The following is a 22,800-nucleotide window of genomic DNA, read 5'->3' as shown; positions in this document are numbered from 1 at the left end:
CCGGCCCCCGTTGAAGAGGATCCGGTACCGATCCCGCTGAACGCCTGCGCCACACACGCACCATCGGTTATTGAGGGGTGAAGGGGCTCGGCGGGCGACGGGAAGGCACGGGGGCAATATGACACGCGAGGTGTGGCAGGACAGTGCGGAGAACGAGGCGGCTTCGGCCGTCTTCCACCTGATGCAGCAGCTGATCGACCAGTACAAGGTCAACCGGCCGGTGATGCCCCTGGTGGTCGCACAGGCGGCCGACGCCGACGTGGGCCCGGAGATCGACGCGCGCGTCGAGCAGATCGTGCTCCAGATCCACCGGGCCAATCAGCTGCGCCGGGTCCCGGTGAAGCTGCTCGACGGCGACGGCCGGACCCCGTACGACGCGGCGCTCGACATGGTGCGCAGGCTGAGCGAGGAGCCCTGGGAGACCCGGGAGAGCTCGCAGTACAAGCCGTTCTCCTTCCCCCGCTCACGCCTCCTCGGTGCCATCGAGCAGGCCACCACGACGGTGCTCGCGCAGCCCGGCGAGCGCTCGGCGCGCGGACGTGAGGAAAGGATTCTTGAGCAGCTTGGCAGGCTGCGCTGGCGGGCGAGCCGGTCGGGGAGCAACAACTGGTGGGACTCGCTGCGGGCCTCGGTGCGGCCGGAGACCTTCATGGGCGCCGTCTTCATCGCCGTGCTCAGCGTGCTGCTCGGCGAGATCGGCTGGCTGCTGACCGCCCTGGTGGCGGCCGTCGCCCTGCTCGGCCTGGCCGTCGTACGGCTGCTGAGCAGCGCCGCGCCCCCGCTGCTGTGGCTGCGCCGGGCCAGCCGGTGGTTCGCGACCACCTCCTCACTGGCCGCGTCCAGTACGGGGTACCCCTCCGACGGCTGGTCCCGGTTCTCGCCGAGCGGTTCCTGGCGGGTGATCCGGGCCCGCGCGGCGGCGGTCGCCGAGCGGGTGGCCGACGCGCGGGCGGGCGACGAGCACGCGCGCCAGTTCCATCTGGAGCTGCGGGTCCAGGCCCTGCTGGAGGACCTGCTGCACAACTACCGGCCGCACACGCTGGACTGGCGGCGCAGCAAGCGGACGGTCCCGCCGGTGGTGTTCCTGCCCACGGCCACCCAGGACAACGGCGGCATCCTGCTGATCAACGCGATCAACAACGTACGTTCCCGGCGCAGCGAGGTGGACCCGCTGCTGCTGCTGGCGTCCCTGCCCGCCGCCGGGATCATGCGGCACACCCCGCCGCTGCCCGCGGACCCGCCGCCCGCGAGCGGGCCCACCTTCTCCGCGGCGGCGCGGGCCCGTTACGAGCGCTGGGTCGACGATCTGAGCCTGGGCCAGTCCCCCGTCGCGGCCGCGACGCTGGCGTGGGTGCTCCGGCTGCCGCTGTCCACCGGCAAGCTGACCCATGAGCACGCGCACGCGGAACTCGTCACCCATCGGGTCCGGCGGACCTGGGCGTGGTGGGTGATGTCCAGGTCGGCCGTCGCGCTCGTCCTCGTCGGGAGTCTGCTGGGAACCTTCCTGTGGAGCGAGCACTGGCAGAAGGAGTACTGCCACGGCCCGCTGACCGACCGCAACACGGACGCGATCTGGAGCGGCTCGGGGAAGGACAGGGAGTGCGTCGGGGTGGCCACGTCCCCCGAGGTGCTCTTCGCCAAGGGCAACAAGCTGACACTGAACGGCGTGGGCGCGGGCATCAGCTTCGAGCGCGTCGAGAAGGCGATACGAGACGAGAACGCGGACATCGGGCCGAACGAGAACTACGTCACCATCGTCTACGCGGGGCCGCTCACCGCACGGAACGGCGACGACAAGCTCACCCGCAAGGGGCTGGAGGAGCTGACCGGCGTCTATCTGCACCAGCGTTCGGTGAACAAGACGCTGCACCGGCCCGTCAAGCTGCGGGTCCTCACGGCCAACGGCGGTCAGGACATGCTCCATCAGCTGACCACGGTGGACAAGATAATCGAGGTGGCGGAGCGGGACCCGACCGTGGTCGGCGTGGTCGGCTTCGGCCGCAATACGCAGGAGAGCGCGGCGGCCACCGGCCGGCTCCGGAAGGCCGGTCTGCCGCTGGTCGACACCACCAATTCGAGCAGCGACCTGCCCCGGGACTACCCGAACTACTTCGGTCTCGCCGCGACCGACGAGGAGCAGGCGTACGCCCTCGGTCTGGTCGCCCGGCAGATCGCCGAGAAGCTCAAGGGCGGGAGGACCGCCCCGAGCGCGATCGTCCTTTCCCGGGAACTGCGCAACGGCGACAAGGACCGGTACACGGCCGAGCAGCGCGAGGCGGGCAGGTCGATGCTCCGCAAGGCGGGGTTCGGCGTGGGTGACGACATCACGTACAAGCTCTCCGGCGGCGCCAGCCTCAACACCCCGGTGACCACGATCTGCAAGCTGGACCCGGTGCCCGACGCGCTGTACTTCGCCGGGCGGGTCGAGGACGTCCCGAACCTGATGAGCGGCCTCTCGCAGGGGCTCTGCTCCAAGAAGCCCATGACGGTGTTCACGGGGGACGATCTGACGAAGGGCACCTTCGAGGCCAGCACGTCCATCGCCGCGAACGTGACGCTCTACCACAGCTCGCTGGCCCCGCTGGACAAGGGCGCCAATCCCGGCTTCTACAGCGATGCCCGCAGCGCGCTGGCCGACCTGCACCCCGACGGGGAGCTGACGGCGCTGTCGGCGGGCGCACCCGCCTATGAGGACGAGCTGTTCGCCAGCGGTCAGACCGCACTTTCCTACAGCGCGACGGCCGCGCTGTACGACGCCGCCGCCCGCGGGGACACCCGGCGAAGCGCGGCGGAGACCTGGGCGACGCTGCACACGGTGGACCTCAACAGCATGCCCACGGGGACGATCACCTTCAGCAGGGACAAGGCGTCCCCCGCCGAGAACATGCACGGCATCAACATCATCAAGGTGGTCCGCCCCGGGCCGGACGCCGAACGGACCGTCCTGTGCGGCAAACCGGCGGGCATACCGAAGCCGCTGGCCCGCGAGGACTGCAAGCCGTAGCGGGGCGGGGGCAGGCACCGGGGGCGGGGGCCGGCCCGGGGCAGGTACCGGCCCGGGGCGGCTCAGTCCACCAGGTCCCGCACCACCGCGTCGGCCAGCAGCCGCCCCCGCAGGGTGAGGACCGCGCGCCCCTCCTCGTACGGACCGGCCTGCAGCAGCCCGTCCGTGAGGGCCCGTCGCGAGGCCGCGAGGCCGTCCGGCCTGAGCAGCGACAGTGGGCACCCTTCGAGCAGCCGCAGCTCCAGCAGGATCCGCTCGACCCGGCGGTCCTCGGGGGCGAGGATCTCGCGCCCCGCCCCGGGCGAGCGACCCTCGGCGAGCGCTTGTGCGTACGCCCCCGGGTGCTTCACGTTCCACCAGCGCACCCCGCCCACGTGGCTGTGCGCGCCCGGCCCGGCGCCCCACCAGTCGGCGCCGCGCCAGTACAGCTCGTTGTGCAGGCACCGGCCCTCGGGGGTCCGGGCCCAGTTGGACACCTCGTACCAGGAGAAGCCCGCGGCGGCCATCGCCTCGTCCGCGATCAGATACCGGTCGGCGTGTGCGTCGTCGTCGGTCATCGGGATCTCGCCGCGCCGGATGCGCCGGGCGAGCCGGGTGCCCTCCTCGACGATCAGGGCGTAGGCCGACACATGGTCGGGGCCGGCGCCGATGGCCGCGTCCAGGGAGGCCCGCCAGTCGTCGTCGGACTCGCCGGGGGTGCCGTAGATCAGGTCCAGGTTGACGTGGTCGAAGCCCGCCGCCCTGGCCTCGGCGACACAGGCTTCGGGGCGCCCGGGGGTGTGCGTACGGTCCAGGATCTTCAGGACGTGCTGCCGGGCGCTCTGCATGCCGAAGGAGACCCGGTTGAAGCCGCCTTCGCGCAGGGCGGCCAGATAGGCCGGATCGACGGACTCCGGGTTGGCCTCGGTGGTGATCTCGGCATCGTCCGCGAGCCCGAACTCGTCGCGGATCGCCCCCAGCATCCGTACGAGATCGGCGGCGGGCAGCAGCGTGGGGGTGCCGCCGCCGACGAACACGGTCCGGACCGGCCGGGGGTCGTCGCCCAGGACCTTGCGGGCCTGGCGGACCTCGTCGATCAGGTGCGCGGCGTAGTTGTCGCGGGAGGCCAGGGCGCCGCCGGAGCCGCGCAGCTCCGTGGCGGTGTAGGTGTTGAAGTCGCAGTAGCCGCAGCGGGTGGCGCAGTAGGGCACATGCAGATAGAAGCCGAGCGGTCGGTCGGCGGCGCCTTCCAGGGCATGGCGGGGCAGCGCCCCGTCGTCGGGCACGGGCTCACCATCGGGCAGTACGGAAGGCATACCGTCCATTGTCACTCGCCGCGGGAGCGGCCCCGACCCGCTGCGGGGCCGGGGCGGTCCCTTCGCCCGCCCTCAGTCGGCCCGGAGCACCATCAGGGCCACGTCGTCGTCCGGCGGCAGCTCGGCGAACTCGTGGACGGCCCGCTTGATCCGGTCGGCGATCGTCTCCGCGGGCAGCCCGGCGCATCCGGAGAGCACCCGCGCGAGCCCGTCCCCGTCGTCGAACAGGAGCCGCCCCGAACGCCGCTCGGTCACCCCGTCGGTCACGCAGAGCAGGGCGTCCCCGGGCGCCAGGTCGAAGCTCTGGCTCTCGTACGCGACGTCCTCGACGACGCCGAGCAGCACCTGGGGATCGGCCGCGGGACGTACGGAACCGTCGGGCCGCAGCAGCAGGGGCAGCGGGTGGCCCGCGCTGACCACGGTGCAGCGCACCCCGCCGTCCGGGAGCGGGACGATCTCCCCGTACAGCAGGGAGAGGAACCGGGACTGGGAGCCGTCCTGGAGCTGCTGCCCGCCCGCCGCCGCGACCATCAGGGCGGCGGCCTCCGCGGCCTCCATGGCGTCGTCGAGGAGGAGCCGGTTGAGCCGGTCCAGGACCTCGCCGACGCCGAAGCCCTCCCGGGACAGCAGCCGCAGCCAGGGGCGGGCCAGTCCGGTGACGACGGCGGCCTCGGGGCCACTGCCCTGGACGTCGCCGAGCACGAAGCACCAGCGGTCGCCGGGGCACGGGAAGATGTCGTAGAAGTCACCCCCGACCACGCCGTCGTCGCTCGGCTCGTACACCAGGGCGCTGGTGACTCCGGGGATCTCGGCGACCTTGCTGGGCAGCAGTCCGCGCTGGAGGATGCGGCTGATCGTGGCCTGCCGGGTGTAGGCGCGGGCCGCGCCGACGGCGAGGCCGAGGCGGCGGACGAAGTCCTCGATCAGCGCGGCCACCTCGTCGGGGACCCGGGCGACGCCTTCCCGTCCGACGAGGACGGCGCCGAGCGTGCGGCCGCCCGCGGTGATCCGGTAGGCGAGGGCGGCCCCGTCACGGCCGCCGGGCCGCGCGTCCGGTTCCTCCTCGGGAGCGCCGCCGTCCGGCGGCCCGTGCCGCTCGCCGGCCCCTGTGCCGCCGTCCGGCGATCCGTGCCGCTCGCCGGCCTCCGGACCGCCGTCCGTGGGCCAGGGCATGGGTACGGGCCCGGAGCCGGCGCTGCCGGGCAGCCGGAGTGGTTCCTTCTCCAGCACCGAGCGCAGCGCCTCGGTTCCCGTCTCGTCGTGGTGCCAGACGCGGGCGAGCCGGGGTGCCGCCGCGGGCCCGCCGCCCTCGCTCTCCAGCCAGATCGCGCACCAGTCCGCGAGCCTGGGCACCAGCAGCTGTCCCGCTATGGCCGCCACGAGGTCCTCGTCGAGCTGGCCCGCCAGCAGGTCGGACGCCTCGGCGAGGAAGGAGAGCGCGCCCCGGTTGTCCCAGCCCGCGTCGTCGCGTTCGGCGCGCCGGACGGTGGGGGCGAGGATCTCGGCGGCCCGCAGGCCGCACCGCAGGGTGTCCTCCTCGGACGGTCCCGGCGGCGCGCTCCACTCGTCGACGGACAGGCGGGCCCAGACGGTCTTGAGGCCGGTGCGGTAGGTGATGCCCCAGGATTCGGCGAGGGTGGCGACGAGCTGGAGGCCGCGGCCGTACTCGGCGGGGTCGGGCCGCTCCGTCGGCGGGCCGGCCGCGGCCCCGGACCGTTCGCCGCTCACCGGGCGGGCCGGGTGGTGGTCGGTGACCTCCAGCACGAGGGCGGCGGGTGTCTCGTCGGCCGCTTCCTCCAGCCGGAAGAGCAGGTCGACGGCCGTCCCGGCGTGCACGACCGCGTTGGTGACCAGCTCATTGGCGACGGTCACCGCGTCATCGGCCAGCCGGTCGCTGAAGCCCACGGCCGCGGGCACCCCGATCCCGGCCCACTCCGCGAGCGCGGCGCGCACGAACTTGCGCGCCGCGGACGGGGCAAGCGGTATTCCGGGCAGGCTGGTACGGCTGACCAGGCGCGGGTCGTCGAACTGACCGGCACCGCCGGTGACGGGACGGTGCACGATGTCCCGCTGCAAGGGAATGGGCCCCACGTGCGGCTCCTACCGGTCTCACGAAACGCCGCCGACAACAACGACAGAGTGACAGACCGGCCGCGTGCATAAGCACCGAGTTACCGAAGTGGGCAGAAATTCGAGCAGATTCGAACGCAATGTGGCAGGAAGCAGAACGCGGGTGGGCAGGTAGAAGCGGAAGACGGGCGGGTGCGGGAGATACGTACACATCTGCCGCTCCCGCCCGCGCCACGCGCGTCCCGCAGGGCGCGTCCGTTGCTCGACGCCCCCTCCGGCAGACCTGACGGTGCCCCGACTCTCCGGCAGACCTGACGGTGCCCCCGGCGCCCGAACCGCCCGTTACGCCTCGCGCGAGCCCGCGTACATGTCCTCGATGAGCTGCTTGTACTCGCGCTCGACGACCGGCCGCTTCAGCTTGAGACTGGGGGTCAGCTCGCCGTGCTCGACATCGAGGTCGCGCGGCAGCAGGCGGAACTTCTTGATGGTCTGCCAGCGCTGGAGGCCCTCGTTGAGGCGCTTCACGTAGCCCTCGATGAGTTCGACCGTCGCGGGCGCCGCCACCACTTCGGCGTACGACTTGCCCTCCAGGCCGTTCTCGGCGGCCCAGCCGAGGATGGTGGGCCCGTCGAGCGCGATGAGGGCGGAGCAGAAGTTACGGTCCGCGCCGTGCACCAGGATGTTGGAGACGAACGGGCACACCGCCTTGAACTGGCCCTCGACCTCCGCCGGGGCGACGTACTTGCCGCCGGACGTCTTGATCAGGTCCTTCTTGCGGTCGGTGATCCGCAGGTAGCCGTCGAGGGAGAGCTCACCGATGTCGCCGGTGTGCAGCCAGCCGTCCGACTCCAGCACCTCGGCGGTCTTGTCGGCCTGCCGGTGGTAGCCCTGCATGATGCCGGGGCTGCGCAGCAGGACCTCGCCGTCGTCCGCGATCCGCACCTCGGTGCCGGGGAGCGGCTTGCCTACGGTGCCGGTGCGGTAGGCCTCGCCCGGGTTGCAGAAGGACGCGGCGCTGCTCTCGGTCAGGCCGTAGCCCTCCAGGATGTGGACCCCGGCCCCGGCGAAGAAGTAGCCGATGTCGGGGGCCAGTGCCGCGGAGCCGGAGACACAGGCGCGCAGCCGGCCGCCGAACGCCTCGCGGATCTTGGCGAAGACGAGTGTGTCGGCGACCTTGTGCTTGGCGCCGAGCGCGAAGGGCACGGAAGCCGTGCCGGTACGCCGGAAGTTGTCCTGGGAGACCTTCGCGTACTCCCGGGCCACCCCGGCGGCCCACAGAAAGATCTTGTACTTGGCGCCGCCACCGGCCCGTGCCTTGGCGGCGACCCCGTTGTAGACCTTCTCGAAGATCCGGGGGACGGCGGCCATGTAGGTCGGCTGGACGACCGGCAGATTCTCGATGATCTTGTCGATGCGGCCGTCGACCGCGGTGACGTGACCGACCTCGATCTGCCCGGAGGTGAGGACCTTGCCGAAGACGTGCGCGAGGGGCAGCCAGAGGTACTGGACGTCGTCCGCGGTGATCAGACCGGTCGCCACGGTGGCCTTGGCCATGTACGACCAGTTGTCGTGCGGCAGCCGGACGCCCTTGGGGCGGCCGGTGGTGCCCGAGGTGTAGATCAGGGTGGCCAGCTGGTCGGCCGTGATGGCGGAGACGCGGTCGGTGATCGCGTCCGGGTGCTTCGCCAGGTGCTCGGCGCCCCGCGCCTCCAGGTCGGCGAGGGTGAGGACCCAGCCCTCCGGGTCGCCCTCGACGGGCTCGGCACCGGCCGGGTCGATGACGACGACATGGGCGAGGTTCGGCAGCTCGGCGCGGGCCTCACGGGCCTTCGCCAGTTGCGCGGCGTCCTCGGCGATCAGGACCCGGCTCTCGGAGTCGGCCAGGATGAAGGCGGACTCCTCGGTGTTCGTGGAGGGGTAGATCGTAGTGGTCGCGCCGCCCGCGCACATCACACCGAGGTCGATGAGGATCCACTCCACGCGGGTGGCCGAGGCGAGCGCGACGCGCTCCTCCGGCTCCACCCCGAGCGCGATCAGCCCGGCGGCGATCGCGTAGACCCGCTCGGCGGCCTGCCCCCAGCTCAGCGACTTCCACTCGTCGGGGCCCCGGCCCGAGACGGCGGGCACCGGATAGCGGTACGCCTCCCCGTCCGGGGTGGCCGCCACGCGGTCGATGAAGAGGGTCGCCACGGAGGGCGGTCGGTTATCGATCAAGGTCTGTGTGTCGCTCACGACGCGTCCTCCGGGCCTGCGGCATTGCTTCGACCGGCTTCTTGGTACTGCGGCTGCTTCTGCTGATCCTGCTCGTCGTTCTCGCTCGTCGTTCTGGCGCGTGGTACTTGCTCGACGTTCGTGCTCGACGCTCTCGCTCGACGCTCTCGCTCGTTGCCGTTGGATCACGCTTGTTTAACTGGTGAGTAACCAACGGGTTGTGATCAGAGTAGAGCGCGCGGGAGCGCCATGTAAGAGGCAACCGGCCGCCGCTTCATAACGAACGGGCCCCCGCGCCGCAGGGTTCTGCGGCACGGGGGCCCGTTGCGCTACTCGTCGGTACGGATGGCCGGGGCTTCTCCGCGTCGGGCTACTTCTTGCCCTTGGCCTCGCCGGCCGACTCGTCCGTCGACAGCACGGAGATGAAGGCGTCCTGAGGAACCTCCACGTTGCCGACCATCTTCATCCGCTTCTTGCCCTCCTTCTGCTTCTCCAGCAGCTTCCGCTTACGGGAGATGTCACCGCCGTAACACTTGGCGAGGACGTCCTTGCGGATGGCGCGGACGGTCTCACGGGCGATGACCCGGGCGCCGATGGCCGCCTGGATGGGCACCTCGAAGTTCTGCCGCGGGATGAGCTTCTGCAGCTTGGCGACGAGCCGCACGCCGTACGCGTACGCCTTGTCCTTGTGCGTGACCGCGGAGAACGCGTCCACCTTGTCGCCGTGCAGCAGGATGTCGACCTTGACGAGCTGCGCGGACTGCTCGCCGGTGGGTTCGTAGTCGAGCGAGGCATAGCCGCGGGTCTTGGACTTCAGCTGGTCGAAGAAGTCGAAGACGATCTCGGCGAGCGGCAGGGTGTAACGGATCTCGACCCGGTCCTCGGACAGGTAGTCCATGCCGAGCAGGGTGCCGCGCCGGTTCTGGCAGAGCTCCATGATCGCGCCGATGAACTCGCTCGGGGCCAGGACCGTGGCGCGCACGACGGGCTCGTGCACCTTGTCGATCTTGCCCTCGGGGAACTCGCTCGGGTTGGTGACGATGTGCTCGGTGCCGTCCTCCATCTCGACGCGGTAGACCACGTTCGGGGCGGTGGCGATGAGGTCGAGACCGAACTCGCGCTCCAGACGCTCACGGACCACGTCAAGGTGGAGCAGGCCGAGGAAGCCGACGCGGAAGCCGAAGCCCAGCGCCGCGGAGGTCTCCGGCTCGTACACCAGGGCGGCGTCGTTGAGCTGGAGCTTGTCCAGCGCCTCGCGCAGGTCCGGGTAGTCCGAGCCGTCCAGCGGGTACAGCCCCGAGAACACCATCGGCTTGGGGTCCTTGTAACCGCCGAGCGCCTCGGTGGCACCGTTGTGGAGGGAGGTGATCGTGTCACCGACCTTGGACTGCCGGACGTCCTTCACACCGGTGATGATGTAGCCCACCTCGCCCACGCCGATGCCGTCGGCCGGGGTCATCTCCGGGGAGGAGACACCGATCTCCAGCAGCTCGTGGGTGGCGCCCGTGGACATCATCCGGATGCGCTCGCGCTTGCTGAGCTGGCCGTCGATGACACGGACGTAGGTGACGACACCGCGGTAGGAGTCGTAGACCGAGTCGAAGATCATCGCTCGGGCGGGGGCGTCGGCCTTGCCGACCGGGGCGGGCACGTCCCGGACCACCCGGTCGAGCAGGGCGTCCACGCCGACACCGGTCTTCGCGGAGACCTTGAGGACATCCTCCGGCTGGCAGCCGATGAGGTTGGCCAGCTCCTCGGAGAACTTCTCGGGCTGTGCGGCGGGCAGGTCGATCTTGTTGAGCACGGGGACGATGGTGAGGTCGTTCTCCATCGCCAGATAGAGGTTCGCGAGCGTCTGGGCCTCGATGCCCTGCGCGGCGTCGACCAGCAGGACCGTGCCCTCGCAGGCGGCGAGCGAACGGGAGACCTCATAGGTGAAGTCCACGTGGCCCGGCGTGTCGATCATGTTGAGGATATGGGTGCTGCCCTTGCCCTCTGCGGTGTTGGGCGCCCAGGGCAGACGTACCGCCTGGGACTTGATGGTGATGCCGCGCTCGCGCTCGATGTCCATCCGGTCGAGGTACTGAGCGCGCATCTGCCGCTGGTCGACCACGCCCGTCAGCTGAAGCATCCGGTCGGCAAGGGTCGACTTGCCGTGGTCGATGTGCGCGATGATGCAGAAATTGCGGATCAGCGCCGGGTCGGTACGGCTCGGCTCGGGCACGTGGATAGGAGTCGCGGGCACGCAGGGTCCTGATTCTTGAGACGCCGAACGCCGTGTCTCGGGTCGATGTCGGGTCGGTCGGATCAATACGTAGCTTCCATCGTCCCATGGCCGCGGGGCAGAGACCGGTTTAGGCCGGTCGCAGAGTGACTGGTAACGTGGGCAGCTGTGCCTCGTGGCTCTCACGAGCGGCGTGGCGCACATCGAAGATCCAACGAACCTGAAAAGGCTCTTTCGTGGCGAACATCAAGTCCCAGATCAAGCGGAACAAGACCAACGAGAAGGCGCGCCTGCGCAACAAGGCCGTCAAGTCGTCGCTCAAGACCGCGGTCCGCAAGGCCCGAGAGGCCGCCGCTGCCGGTGACGTCGAGAAGGCCACCACGGCCGTCCGCGACGCCTCCCGTCAGCTCGACAAGGCTGTCTCGAAGGGTGTCATCCACAAGAACGCCGCCGCCAACAAGAAGTCGGCGCTGGCCTCCAAGGTTGCCGCTCTCCAGGCCTGAACTTTCTGATGTGATCGCCGGTACGGACTCAGCGGGCCCTCTCTCCCGCTCCTGACCGGCACCCCGTGCCGCACACCGAACCTGCGTTCGCCACGCGGGTGCGGCGCACAAAACGCTTGAACCGACAGCCCCGGCAGCTCGTCCTCCCCAGGACGGCGACCGGGGCTTTCGCGTACGCACCCGTACGAGGATGGGGTGGCCACGGGACGCGGCGCGGCTGGGCTACGGGCTACGGGCTACGGGCTACGGGCTACGGGCTACGGGCTACGGGCTACGGGCTACGGAAAAGTCCGGCACAGGTGCCGCGCTCGGCGCAACCCTTGGCTACCGCCCCGAGCGCGCAGCCTGGGCAACGGCGACGACGGCCTTCTCCAAGGCGTACTCCGGATCGTCCCCGCCGCCCTTCACGCCCGCGTCGGCCGCCGCCACCGCCCGCAGCGCCACCGCGACCCCGTCCGGCGTCCAGCCCCGCATCTGCTGCCGCACCCGGTCGATCTTCCACGGCGGCATGCCCAGCTCGCGGGCGAGGTCCGCGGGCCGGCCGCCCCGGGCCGAGGAGAGCTTGCCGATCGCCCGCACGCCCTGTGCCAGCGCGCTGGTGATCAGGACGGGCGCGACCCCGGTCGACAGCGACCAGCGCAGCGCCTCCAGCGCCTCGGCCGCCCGGCCCTCGACCGCCCGGTCGGCGACGGTGAACGAGGACGCCTCGGCACGGCCCGTGTAATAGCGCCCGACGATCGCTTCGTCGATCGTGCCCTCGACATCGGCGACCAGCTGGGACGCCGCACTGGCCAGCTCCCGCAGCTCGCTGCCGATGGAATCGACCAGCGCCTGGCACGCCTCCGGCGTCGCGGAACGCCCCAGCGCACGGAACTCGGACCGTACGAAGGACAGCCGCTCGGCCGCCTTGGTCGTCTTGGGGCAGGCGACCTCACGCGCGCCGGCCTTGCGCGCCGCGTCCAGCAGCCCCTTGCCCTTGGCTCCCCCGGCGTGCAGCAGAACGAGGGTGATCTCCTCGGCCGGCGCGGAGACGTACGCCTTGACGTCCTTGACCGTGTCGGCGGAGAGGTCGTGCGCATTGCGCACGATCACCACCTTGCGCTCGGCGAAGAGCGAGGGGCTGGTCAGCTCGGCGAGCGTGCCGGGCTGCAACTGGTCGGAGCTGAGGTCGCGGACATCCGTATCGGCGTCGGCGGCGCGGGCCGCCGCCACCACCTGCTGCACGGCACGGTCCAGGAGGAGGTCCTCCTGGCCCACGGCGAGCGTGACGGGGGCGAGCGGATCGTCGGCAGAATTCTTCCTGGTGGCCATCGCGTTCCAGCATCCCACGCCCCACTGACAGCCCGGGGACGGACCACCGGCCCGGGGCACCCGTCCCGGTGCCCGAGAATGGGCAGGTGAGCGATGTGAGACATGTACTGGTGCTGCCCGACCGCGACACCGCGGAGGAGGTGGCCGGGGAGCTGGCCGACCGGTTCGGCGTGGCCGAGGAGCCGCAGCTCGTACGGGACGCGCTGGCCGGTGAGGACGACGCCGAGGACGCCCAGTGGCTGGTGGTCGTCGAGGACCCGGCCGGGCGCCTGGACCCGGCCTCGCTCGACGCCTTCGCCGCGGAGTACGAGGGGTGGCTGGAGGTGCCCTGACCAGCTCGTGCACGGTTGGCCGGGCGTGCTCCGGCTCAGCCCTTGGGGACGATCTGGATGTCCATGTCGATGGAGATGCTGGAGCCGACCGCGGCGATGCCGCGGGCCAGCATCGTCTGCCAGGTGAGGGTGAAGTCCTCCCGGTGCAGTTCGGTGGAGGCACGGCAGGCGGCGCGGACCTCGCCCTCCAGGCCGTTGCCCAGACCGAGGTACTGCGTGTCCAGCGTCACCGTACGGCTGACCCCGTGCAGCGTGAGCGCACCGGTGACGCCCCAGCGGCTGCCGCCGCGGTGGACGAAGCGGTCGCTGTAGAACTCCAGCGTCGGGTAGCGCCCGACATCGAGGAAGTCACCGGAGCGCAGGTGGTCGTCGCGCATCTGGACGTTGGTGTCGATCGAGGCGGCGTCGATGATCACGTGCATGGCGGAGTCCTCCATGCGGTCGGCTATCCGTACCGCACCGGCGAAGGTGTTGAACCTGCCGTGGATACGGGCCATGCCGATGTGGCGGGCGGTGAAGCCGATCTGCGAGTGGTTCGGCTCGACCTCCCACTCGCCGGGGTCGGGCAGCTGCGGGGGCTGTGACATCTGAAGCGTCACATCGCCGAGGCTCGCGTGGGCGTTCTCGGAGACGACGGCCGCCCCATGGAACGGGGTGAAGCCGTCCGCCGTGACCGCCAGCCGGTAATCGCCCGCCGGGACGGTGGCGAGGACACTGCCGAAGGGGTCGGTCTCACCGCCGACGACCCTGCGGCCCGCACTGTCGGTCACCGTGTACTCGGCATGCCGCACCGGCTCGTTGACCGGGTCCAGCACCCGGCAGCTGAGCACACCGGCGGAACGCGGCACCGCCAACCCGGCGAAGGCGCCCTGGTGCGCGGCGCCCGTGCGACTCCTGCTTCCCAGCCAACGGCCGAACATCTCTTACGCACTCCCAGTGGCGGTTTCACACTTCGGGGCCTCTGACAGCATGCTCGTCGTTGTCGGAGCAGCGGCCCACCGACGAGCATGCATTCGACCACTGATGCGACGTTCGAGGCAAACGGAGCGCTCGGAGGGGATTGTGGCGAGGTATCACCGAAGGTCCGAATTGACCGTTCCGCTCACCGCCGGTCACTTGTGCGGGATGTCGCGGCGCTCATGGACTTCGGGCAGCCGGGAGAGTCGCAGACCGAAGTGGTCGCGATAGGCGGCGAGCACCTCGGTGTCCGTGGCCTGCTCCGTGCTGTGCCGCTCGCCCCGGACGGTCGTGACCAGCGAACGGCCGCTCAGCGTCACCCGGCCCGTATCGGTGACCCGTGAACAGACGAGGGACCGGGTGAAGTGGGAGTCGGGTGAGGTGCGGTGGTACCAGGCCCCGGCACGGAAGTCCGCCAGTACCCGAGGCCGCAGATCGAGGCGGAACTGGCGCGAGTTGTCCCGCAGCAGGTCGAGATCGCCCTGCGGCGCCGCCCGGAACCTGAACACACCGCGCGGATCCTCCTGCTCGGCACGGTCGTCCAGCGCGAGCGGCCGCAGGGCGTGGTCGCCGAAGCCCACGTCCGCCAGCCACGGCCCCGTACCGTCCTCGGTCTCCACCCGCAGCGCCATGTGGTCGTACGGAATGCCGAGGCGCCCACCGTCGCCGAAGACCCGGGCCTGGAGCAGCGTCACACGGAAGCCGAGGGCCCTCAGCAGCACGGCGAAGGCACCGTTCAGCTCGTAACAGAAGCCGCCCCGCCCACGGTTCACCACCTTGTCCAGGAGCGCCTGCTCCTCCAGCACGATCTCCTCGCCGAGATGGATCGAGAGGTTCTCGAAGGGCACGGTCCTGAGGTGCCTGAGCTGCAACACGTGCAACGCCTCGGCATCGGCCCGCGCGGGCCGTTCGGCACCGATGCGGTCGAGGTACGCCGCGACCATCTCCGGTCCGGCGGAGCCGGAGGCCGTGGCGTCGTGGGTTGTGGAGGGGCCTGCGGAGGGGCCTGGTGCTGCGGCGTCGGCGGCCTGCGGCGGTTGCGGATTCATGACCGTAGTCTGTCCCGGTGCGTGCTCCCCCGCCATGAGCCACAGGTCCTGGGACCGCCGACCGAGGCTGGGTCTCCGCTGCGGTGTCCGTGGTCAGGACCGGCCCACCGCCCGCAGTTGTTTCCCGGCTCCGGTCACCGCGATGGCGCCGTCCCTGTCCGTACGCAGCACCTGCGCTCCTCCGGTCCTGAGCGCGTCGACGGTACGGGCCGACGGGTGGCCGTACGGGTTGCCCGTGCCGCAGGAGATGAGAGCCAGTCTCGGCCGTGTGCTGTGCAGGAGCGCGGTGTCCTGGAAGGCGGAGCCGTGGTGGGCCACCTTGAGAACGTCCACCTGTGGCATGGACGGATACGTACGTAACAGCGCTTGCTGCGACGGGGGTTCGAGGTCGCCCAGGAGCAACAGCGTCAGCCCTCCCGCTGCCCGTACGTAAAGGGTGACGCTGGAGTCGTTCGGCTCCGCCGTGCCAAAGCCCCCACCCGCTCCCCCGGCCCCCGTACGCTCCGCCCCCACACGCCCCGCCTCTGTACGACCCGCCCCCGTACGCCCCGCCTCCGTACGCCCTGCCGGTGCGCGCCCCGTTCCGTCGCCCGGCCAGAGAACACGCCAGTCGAGCGGGCCGATGCGGCGTCGCTCCTCCGGCACCGCCCGCACCACCGGAATCCCCGCGGCGGCGGCCGTCCTCCGCACGAACGCGGCCTGCTCGGCCGGTTCGTCGAGGCTCGTCGTCTGGATCGCGCCCACCGCTCTGCCGCGCAACGCACCGGGCAGACCCCGGACGTGGTCGGCGTGAAAGTGGGTCAGGAGCAGTATCGGTACCCGGGTGACTCCGAGGTCCCGGAGGCACCGGTCCATCAACCGGGGTTCGGGCCCGGTGTCGATGACCACCCCGGCCCCCTCCCCCGCGGCGAGCACCATGGCGTCGCCCTGCCCGACGTCACACAGCGCGAACGCCCAGCCAGGAGGCGGCCAACCCGTCAGGATCCGGGTCAGCGGCACCGGCCGCAGCAGCGCAAGGACCAGGAGCAACGCGGCAGCCGAGCAGACCCACGGGTGCCGGGCCAGGCGGCGGGCGAACAGCACCAACAGGCCCGTGAGTCCGGCGAGCAACGCCGCCCCGGCCCATCCTCCCGGCCACTCGACCTCCGCCCCGGGCAGACCCGCCCCGGTACGGGCCACCGACGCGATCCACCCGACCGGCCAGCCCGCGACCCTGGCCAGCACCTCGGCCACCGGCATGGCCACCGGGGCCACCGCGAGCGCGGCGAACCCGAGAACCGTCGCGGGCGCCACCGCGAATTCGGCCAGCAGGTTACAGGGGATCGCCACCAGGCTGACCCGCGAGGCGAGGACCACGACCACGGGCGCGCACACCGCCTGGGCGGCCGCGGCCGCGCCCAGCACCTCGGCGAGCCGGGGAGGAACCCGTCGCCGTTGCAGAGCCGCGCTCCACCGGGGCGCGAGCGTGAGCAACGCACCGGTGGCCAGCACGGACAGCAGGAATCCGTAACTACGGGCCAGCCACGGGTCGTACAGCACGAGGAGCAGAACAGCCGCCGCAAGTGCGGGAATCAGGGATCTGCGACGGCCTGTTCCGATGGCGAGCAGGGTGATCAGGCCACATGCAGCCGCGCGAAGGACGCTCGGCTCGGGTCGGCAGACGACGACGAACGCGAGAGTGAGTGCCCCGCCGATCAGCGCGGTCGCCCGCAGGGAGATCCCCAACCGGGGTGCCAGCCCCCGCCGTTCCGCCCGCAGGGCGCTGCCTGGCGGCCCGACGAGCAGAAAGAGCAGGATCGACAGATTGGCGCCCGATACGGCCAGCAGGTGTGTGAGGTCGGTGGCTTTGAAGGCGTCGTGCAGTTCGGGCGGAATCCTGGAGGTGTCGCCGACCACGAGGCCCGGCAGCAGAGCCCGCGCATCCGCGTCGAGCCCGTCGGTCGCCTCACGCAGCCCGGAACGCAGCTCCCCCGCCGTGCGCTGGAGAAGCGACGGAGGCCCGGTGATCCGCGGTGGCCCCTCGCCCTCCACCCGCAGTACGGCGGCAATACGTTCCCCTTCGTGCGTCGGTGGCGCGAGGCGGCCGGTCAGCTGGAGACGGGTGGACGGCAGCAGCCGCTCCCAGGGCGCCGCGGTGCCGCCGGGCGAGACCATGACGCGTACCGGCGTACTGATCCGGGTGACGGCACCGTCGGGAGCGGTTACCCGGGTGACCTCGGCGTCGAGCAGCAGCGTGGCGGGCGTGCTGTGGTCACCGCGGACCCGTGACCGGGCTTTCCGGGGATCCGAGGTGACGGTCGCCTCCGCATCGATCCGCGCGTACGACTGCGCCAGAGCGGGTACGGGCCCCCGCCGGACATCGGCGCCGTGCAGCCCGGCAGTCGCCGCCCCGGCCGCCGCACAGAGCAGGACCGCTCCCGCGGCAGTGGCCCTGGTCCGCCTTCTCCTGTCCGCCGAGGCCGACAGCCGCAGCGAGGCCAGAAGTCCCAGAGCCAGGCCGGCACAGACCACGGCTCCCCAGACCGTCCACCGCCCCGGCAGTCCGAGACCGAGCCACGCGGCCCCCCAGGCTGCGAGAGCGGGCGGGACGAGCCGTAGATCCGCCGCCCCCTCCTGCCGCGGATCCGGCACGCCGAGACGCCGCCCCGACGTCCTGTGAACGTCGACGCTGCCAGGGCTGTCGGCGCTGCCGCTCGTGCTGCCCCGGGGAATGGCGCTGCCCCCTGTGCTGCCCCGAGGAACGGCCCCGGGCCCCGTACCGGGGCTGATCATGGCCGGACCAGAGGCTGAAGGTCCGCGAACCGGCGGTCGCCGATTCCGTTGACCTCACGGAGTTCGCCGACGGAGCGATAACCACCGTGTTCCGTGCGGTAGTCGACGATGTGCTGCGCCAGGACGGGGCCGACCCCGGGAAGGGTTTCGAGCTGATCCATGGTCGCCGTGTTCAGACTCACCGGCGCCGTCGGCCCCGGCAGACCCGCTGCAGGACCACCGCCGCCTGTTGTCCCGGAGTTGGACGGGACCGCGGCGGGCCCCACCACGACCTGTTCGCCGTCCATGAGGACCCGCGCCCTGTTGATACCGGTGATGTCCGTGCCCTCACGCACGCCTCCGGCCGCCCGTAACGCGTCGGCGACCCGCGAACCGGCCGGCAGCCGCCGGATACCTGGCATACGCACCTTGCCGCTCACATCGACGACGATCTGGCCTCCGGGGTCAGCTGCGGGCGGCTGCCCGGCGGACGGGCCTGGCGGCGCCGGGCTTCCGGGGTGCGCGGGTTCCCGAACGGCCGCCGGGGCAGCCTCTCCCCCTCTCACCGGCTCAGGTGCACGTACCGACTGCGGGCGGACGGTCCAGAAGTGCACCGCGGCAAGGACCGCGGCTCCGACGAGAACAACGGCCAGCGCGGCAAGCGTCTTCGGCTCCAGACCGCACCGGAGCTGCAACCAGATCGGCAGCCTCTCGCGGAGCGCGAGTACCAGCCGCCGACTCCGCCGCGACAGGCCCGTGCCCTGTCCACCGACGGACGTCGTGAGAGCCGACGCCGGTGCCGGGACTGGAACGTAGACCGAAGCCGGGACCGAAGCCGGGACCGAAGCCGAAGACAGAGTTGAGGCCGAACCCGAAGCCGAAGACAAGGACGGGAGCGAACCCGGCTCCGCCGCAGTCGAGCCGAGCACGCCGTCGAGGGCGTTCGTCATCAGCGCATCCGCCCGACGACGCGAAGCCGCCGCAACGGCTGCGCTTTGCCCACGTGGAGGCCGCCGCCGTCCATGGCGAGCGCCGGGGCCGGTGCCCGCCGCACCGCTGGGGCCGCGACCGGGCCCATGTCGCGCCCGGCCGCCCGGCGCTGGACCGGGACCGGAATCGAGACCGGAACCGGGACCTGGACCGGGACCTGGACCAGCGGCGCGACCACGGCCGAGGTCAGGACCAGTACCGAGGTCAGAACCAGTACCGAGGTCGGGAGAGCGTGCCGGAACGGGGGCCGAAGCCGGTGCGGGAACGGGTGTCCGAAGTGATCGAAGGGCCATGCCTCACGACATTAGGCACATCGGCCCGAACCCGCCGAGCAGCTCCGATTCCCGTGGATAACCGCCCAGTTGTGGATAACTTCGCCACCCTCCCGGGTGTACCTCAAGGCCACGCTCACCACGGCGGTCTCTCCACGGCGCACTCACCACAACGCGCTCACCACGGTGACCACACCACAGCCAACTCAGCGCGGCGAGATCACCACGCCCAGCAGTCCCGGCCCGGTGTGCGCCCCGATCACCGCGCCCACCTCGCTGACGTGGAGGTCGCCCAGTCCCGGAATCCGTTCGCGCAGCCGCTCGGCCAGCCGCTCGGCACGGTCGGGCGCGGCGAGGTGGTGTACGGCGATGTCCACCGAGCCCGCACCTGCTCGCTCGGCAACGATCTCTTCCAGGCGCGCGATGGCTTTGGACGCCGTCCGCACCTTCTCCAGCAGATCGATCCGGCCGCCGTCCAGCTGAAGGATCGGCTTCACCGCCAGCGCGGAACCCAGCAGCGCCTGTGCCGCGCCGATACGGCCGCCTCGGCGCAGATAGTCCAGCGTGTCGACATAGAAATACGCGGACGTTCCTGCCGCCCGCTTCTCTGCGGCCGCCACCGCCTCGTCCAGGCTGCCGCCCGTTTCCGCCGTCTCCGCCGCCGCCAGCGCGCAGAACCCCAGCGCCATGGCGACCATTCCGGTGTCCACCACCCGTACCGGCACCGGCGCGTCCTTGGCCGCGAGCAGCGCGGCGTCGTAGGTGCCCGAGAGCTCGGCCGACAGATGCAGGGACACGATGGCGGAAGCCCCCGCCTCGGCCACAGCCCGGTACGCCGCGGCGAAGACCTCGGGGCTGGGCCGGGACGTGGTCACGGAGTGGCGTTTCTGCAACGCGAGAGCCAGCGAGCGGGCCGAGATCTCCGTGCCCTCTTCCAGTGCCTGATCGCCCAGGACGACGGTCAGCGGCACTGAGGTGATGCCGTGCCGTTCCATCGCCTGGCGCGGCAGGTGGGCCGTTGAATCGGTGACGATCGCGACATGGCGGGACATGAGCCGGAGATTACCTTCCGGGACTGTGGTCCGGGAGCCCGCCCCCGGACCGCTGATCATTCGCGGTCGCTTCGCCACGCATCCTGCCACCCTCGCTCACACGCGGCGCGCACCCCGCCGACCGTACGGGGCGCCTGCCCGGGCCTCAGTTCGTCGTCTCCGGCCTGGCCGACTTCTGCCACGGATAGCTGGTCCGGAGCCGCGGGTCCGGAGCCGTGATCGCCTGCGGCACCTCTTCGTCGGCCGGACCCGTCCAGCTCGCTTCGGCCGTACTGCTGCTCCCGGCTCCCGCGGACGGCTCCGGCCACTCCACACCCGGGCCGCGCCCCCGCTCCGTATCCGTCCTCGGTCCGGTGCCGGCCGCCCCCGCCGCCGGTCCCGCACCCGCTCCGGGTGCCTGCGGGTCCTCCACCGTCCAGTGCCGCAGCGCCCCCGCCTCGACGTCGATCTGCGCGTTCAGCGCGTCCAGATCGTCCTCGTTGAACCGCTGCGCACGGTCCCGCGCCGCCCACCGCAGCGAATCCGCCGAATGCGTGATCCGCTCCGTGCGCTCCTTCAGCTTCGGCAACAGCGCGGCGACCGTCGCCCGGTCCGGCTCGCGCTCCAGCCGCTTCAGCTCGTCGTCTAGCTCGCGTCCATGGACGCTCAGCCGCTCGAACAGGCCCAGGGACTCCGAGAGCGAGGCGTCCTCCGCCACGCCCGCCTGCAACGCGTCCTGGGTGGCCCGCATGGACGTACGCAGGTCGAGCCGCAGTTGCGCGAGCGCACCCGCGACACCCACCTGCCCGTAGCTCTTCGCCCGGAGTGTGGTGTCCTCCACGGTGCGTCGCGCCTGCGTGATCGTGCGGTCCACGCCCCGTTTGGCCGCGCGGACCGCCTTGACTCCGATGTACACACCCAGCGCGACGAACGCGACGAAGAGAAGCGCCAGGATCGTGATCGCGGCTTCCATGGACGCCCCTCGGTTGTCGATGCGGCTGCCGGTACCGGTGCCCCTTCCACCGTAAACGGAACGGGCAGGCCAAGGGTTCCATCGGAACCCCCAACCTGCCCGTAGGGGAAAGCCCTGACCAAAACCTAACCGCGTACGGCAGGCATCACTCGGGGACGATGTTGACCAGCTTGGGCGCCCGCACGATCACTTTGCGGATCCCGGCCCCGCCCAGCGCGGCCACGACCGCGGGGTCGGCCAGCGCCAGTGCCTCCAGTTCCTCGTCCGTGATGGACGGGGGAATCTCCAGTCGGGCCCTGACCTTGCCCTTGATCTGCACGACACAGGTCACGGTCTCGTCCACGACGTACGCCGGGTCCGCCACCGGGAAGTCCTGGTGGACCACGGACTCGGTGTGGCCCAGGCGCCGCCACAGCTCCTCCGCCACGTGCGGTGCCAGCGGCGCCACCAGCAGGACCAGCCGCTCGGCCACCGACCTCGACAGCGGGCCGCCGGCCTTGGTCAGGTGGTTGTTCAGCTCGGTGACCTTGGCGATCGCCGTGTTGAAACGCATCTGGGCCATGTCCTGGCCGACCCCGTCGATCGCCTTGTGCAGCGCACGCAGCGTGTCCTCGCCGGGCTCCGTGTCCACGACGGTGACCTCACCGGTCTCCTCGTCGACGATGTTGCGCCACAGCCGCTGCAGCAGCCGGTACTGACCGACCACAGCACGCGTGTCCCACGGCCGCGACACATCCAGGGGTCCCATCGCCATCTCGTACAGGCGCAGCGTGTCGGCGCCGTACTCGCCGCAGATCTCGTCCGGTGTGACGGCGTTCTTGAGGGACTTGCCCATCTTGCCCAGGACGCGGCTGACTTTCTCGCCCTCGTGGTAGAAGGCGCCGTCGCGCTCCTTGATCTCGGCGGCAGGGACGGCGATGCCACGGCTGTCGCGGTAGACGAAGGCCTGGATCATGCCCTGGTTGTACAGCTTGTGGAACGGCTCGGAGGACGAGATGTGGCCCAGGTCGTGCAGCACCTTGGACCAGAAGCGGGCGTACAGGAGGTGCAGGACGGCGTGCTCGGCGCCGCCGATGTACAGGTCGACACCACCGCCGGGCTGTCCCTCTCGCGGGCCCATCCAGTACTGCTCGATGGCCGGGTCGACGAGCTGCCGGTCGTTGTCCGGGTCCAGGTAGCGCAGCTCGTACCAGCAGGAACCGGCCCAGTTGGGCATGGTGTTGGTCTCGCGCCGGTACTGCCTGGGTCCGTTGCCGTCGCCCAGGTCCAGGGTGACGTTGACCCAGTCGGCGTTCCGGGAGAGGGGAGGCTCGGGCCTGGAGTCCGCGTCCTGCGGGTCGAAGGTGCGTGGCGAGTAGTCCTCGACCTCCGGCAGTTCCAGGGGGAGCATCGACTCGGGCAGCGGGTGGGCGATGCCTTCCTGGTCGTACACGATCGGGAAGGGCTCGCCCCAGTAGCGCTGGCGGCTGAACAGCCAGTCGCGCAGCCGGAAGTTGACGGTTCCCTCGCCTGCGCCGTGTGCCTTCAGCCACTCGGTGATCTTCGCCTTGGCGTCGAGGACGCCCAGGCCGTCCAGCGAGATCTCCTCGTTCGCGGAGTTGACCAGCTTCGCGTCGTGCGAGCCGAAGGCGTCCTGCCAGGTGGAGGCGTCCGTGCCGCGGTCGTCCGACGGGTCGACGACACAGCGCATCGGCAGCTCGAAGGCGCGGGCGAACGCGAAGTCGCGTGCGTCGTGCGCCGGCACGGCCATGATCGCGCCGGTGCCGTAGCCCATCAGGACGTAGTCGGCGATGAAGACGGGCACCTTCTCGCCGCTGACCGGGTTGG

Annotated in this window: 16 protein-coding genes; 3 read left to right on the top strand and 13 right to left on the bottom strand. The window is 71.1% G+C overall.

What is annotated here, in order from left to right; genetic code table 11:
• Window positions 1-118 precede the first annotated feature (118 nt).
• On the top strand, window positions 119-3,004 hold the full coding sequence (locus A6A29_RS29230) for an ABC transporter substrate-binding protein (RefSeq protein ID WP_073724491.1): 2,886 nt from the start codon (window positions 119-121) through the stop codon (window positions 3,002-3,004).
• Window positions 3,005-3,066: 62 nt separating this feature from the next.
• Here A6A29_RS29230 and hemW read toward each other — a convergent pair whose 3' ends face one another.
• The 4 genes from hemW to lepA form a co-directional block, all read right to left on the bottom strand.
• Window positions 3,067-4,308 carry a radical SAM family heme chaperone HemW gene (gene hemW / locus A6A29_RS29225; protein ID WP_073724489.1) on the bottom strand — a complete coding sequence of 414 codons (1,242 nt, stop codon included), beginning with the start codon at window positions 4,306-4,308 and terminating at the stop codon, window positions 3,067-3,069.
• A gap of 63 nt (window positions 4,309-4,371) precedes the next feature.
• Window positions 4,372-6,390 carry an ATP-binding SpoIIE family protein phosphatase gene (locus tag A6A29_RS29220; RefSeq protein WP_073724487.1) on the bottom strand — a complete coding sequence of 673 codons (2,019 nt, stop codon included), beginning with the start codon at window positions 6,388-6,390 and terminating at the stop codon, window positions 4,372-4,374.
• 321 nt (window positions 6,391-6,711) lie between these two features.
• A complete protein-coding gene (locus A6A29_RS29215; RefSeq protein WP_073724485.1) occupies window positions 6,712-8,601 on the bottom strand; it encodes an AMP-dependent synthetase/ligase in 1,890 nt (629 codons plus the stop codon).
• A 349-nt stretch (window positions 8,602-8,950) separates the two neighbouring features.
• Window positions 8,951-10,825 (bottom strand): translation elongation factor 4, encoded by a 1,875-nt coding sequence (lepA, locus tag A6A29_RS29210; protein ID WP_073724483.1) that lies wholly within the window; start codon window positions 10,823-10,825, stop codon window positions 8,951-8,953.
• A 215-nt stretch (window positions 10,826-11,040) separates the two neighbouring features.
• On the opposite strand from lepA, the gene rpsT reads away from it, so the two are divergent.
• A complete protein-coding gene (rpsT, locus tag A6A29_RS29205) occupies window positions 11,041-11,307 on the top strand; it encodes a 30S ribosomal protein S20 (protein WP_073724481.1) in 267 nt (88 codons plus the stop codon).
• Between the two features lie 324 nt (window positions 11,308-11,631).
• Here rpsT and holA read toward each other — a convergent pair whose 3' ends face one another.
• Window positions 11,632-12,618 carry a DNA polymerase III subunit delta gene (gene holA, locus A6A29_RS29200; RefSeq protein ID WP_073724479.1) on the bottom strand — a complete coding sequence of 329 codons (987 nt, stop codon included), beginning with the start codon at window positions 12,616-12,618 and terminating at the stop codon, window positions 11,632-11,634.
• Window positions 12,619-12,704: 86 nt separating this feature from the next.
• Here holA and A6A29_RS29195 point away from each other — a divergent pair, with 86 nt between their 5' ends.
• On the top strand, window positions 12,705-12,950 hold the full coding sequence (locus tag A6A29_RS29195) for a hypothetical protein (RefSeq protein WP_073724477.1): 246 nt from the start codon (window positions 12,705-12,707) through the stop codon (window positions 12,948-12,950).
• A 35-nt stretch (window positions 12,951-12,985) separates the two neighbouring features.
• Here the strand turns inward: A6A29_RS29195 and A6A29_RS29190 are convergent, their stop codons facing one another.
• From A6A29_RS29190 to A6A29_RS29155, 8 genes are all read right to left on the bottom strand, one after another.
• Window positions 12,986-13,870, bottom strand: coding sequence for a YceI family protein (locus A6A29_RS29190; protein WP_073724475.1), 885 nt, complete (start codon window positions 13,868-13,870; stop codon window positions 12,986-12,988).
• Between the two features lie 192 nt (window positions 13,871-14,062).
• Window positions 14,063-14,851 (bottom strand): arylamine N-acetyltransferase family protein, encoded by a 789-nt coding sequence (locus A6A29_RS29185; protein ID WP_073724472.1) that lies wholly within the window; start codon window positions 14,849-14,851, stop codon window positions 14,063-14,065.
• Between the two features lie 198 nt (window positions 14,852-15,049).
• Complete coding sequence (locus A6A29_RS29180) at window positions 15,050-17,728, bottom strand: ComEC/Rec2 family competence protein (RefSeq protein ID WP_079183078.1); 2,679 nt, start codon at window positions 17,726-17,728, stop codon at window positions 15,050-15,052.
• Window positions 17,725-18,657: a helix-hairpin-helix domain-containing protein gene (locus A6A29_RS46000; protein WP_241838715.1), complete on the bottom strand. Its 933-nt coding sequence runs from the start codon at window positions 18,655-18,657 to the stop codon at window positions 17,725-17,727. The genes A6A29_RS29180 and A6A29_RS46000 overlap by 4 nt, the downstream gene beginning before the upstream one ends.
• Window positions 18,657-18,875 (bottom strand): hypothetical protein, encoded by a 219-nt coding sequence (locus tag A6A29_RS47135; protein WP_073724468.1) that lies wholly within the window; start codon window positions 18,873-18,875, stop codon window positions 18,657-18,659. Before A6A29_RS47135 ends, A6A29_RS46000 begins: the two co-directional genes overlap by 1 nt.
• A 300-nt stretch (window positions 18,876-19,175) precedes the next feature.
• Window positions 19,176-20,021: a DegV family protein gene (locus A6A29_RS29165; RefSeq protein ID WP_073724466.1), complete on the bottom strand. Its 846-nt coding sequence runs from the start codon at window positions 20,019-20,021 to the stop codon at window positions 19,176-19,178.
• A 145-nt stretch (window positions 20,022-20,166) separates the two neighbouring features.
• Window positions 20,167-20,973 (bottom strand): hypothetical protein, encoded by an 807-nt coding sequence (locus tag A6A29_RS29160; protein WP_073724464.1) that lies wholly within the window; start codon window positions 20,971-20,973, stop codon window positions 20,167-20,169.
• Window positions 20,974-21,118: 145 nt separating this feature from the next.
• On the bottom strand, window positions 21,119-22,800 hold a 1,682-nt coding region (locus tag A6A29_RS29155), incomplete at its 5' end, for a class I tRNA ligase family protein (RefSeq protein WP_073724462.1).

This window comes from Streptomyces sp. TSRI0281 (assembly GCF_001905125.1).
Lineage (GTDB): Bacteria > Actinomycetota > Actinomycetes > Streptomycetales > Streptomycetaceae > Streptomyces.
This window is presented reverse-complemented; position numbering and strand designations above follow the sequence as displayed.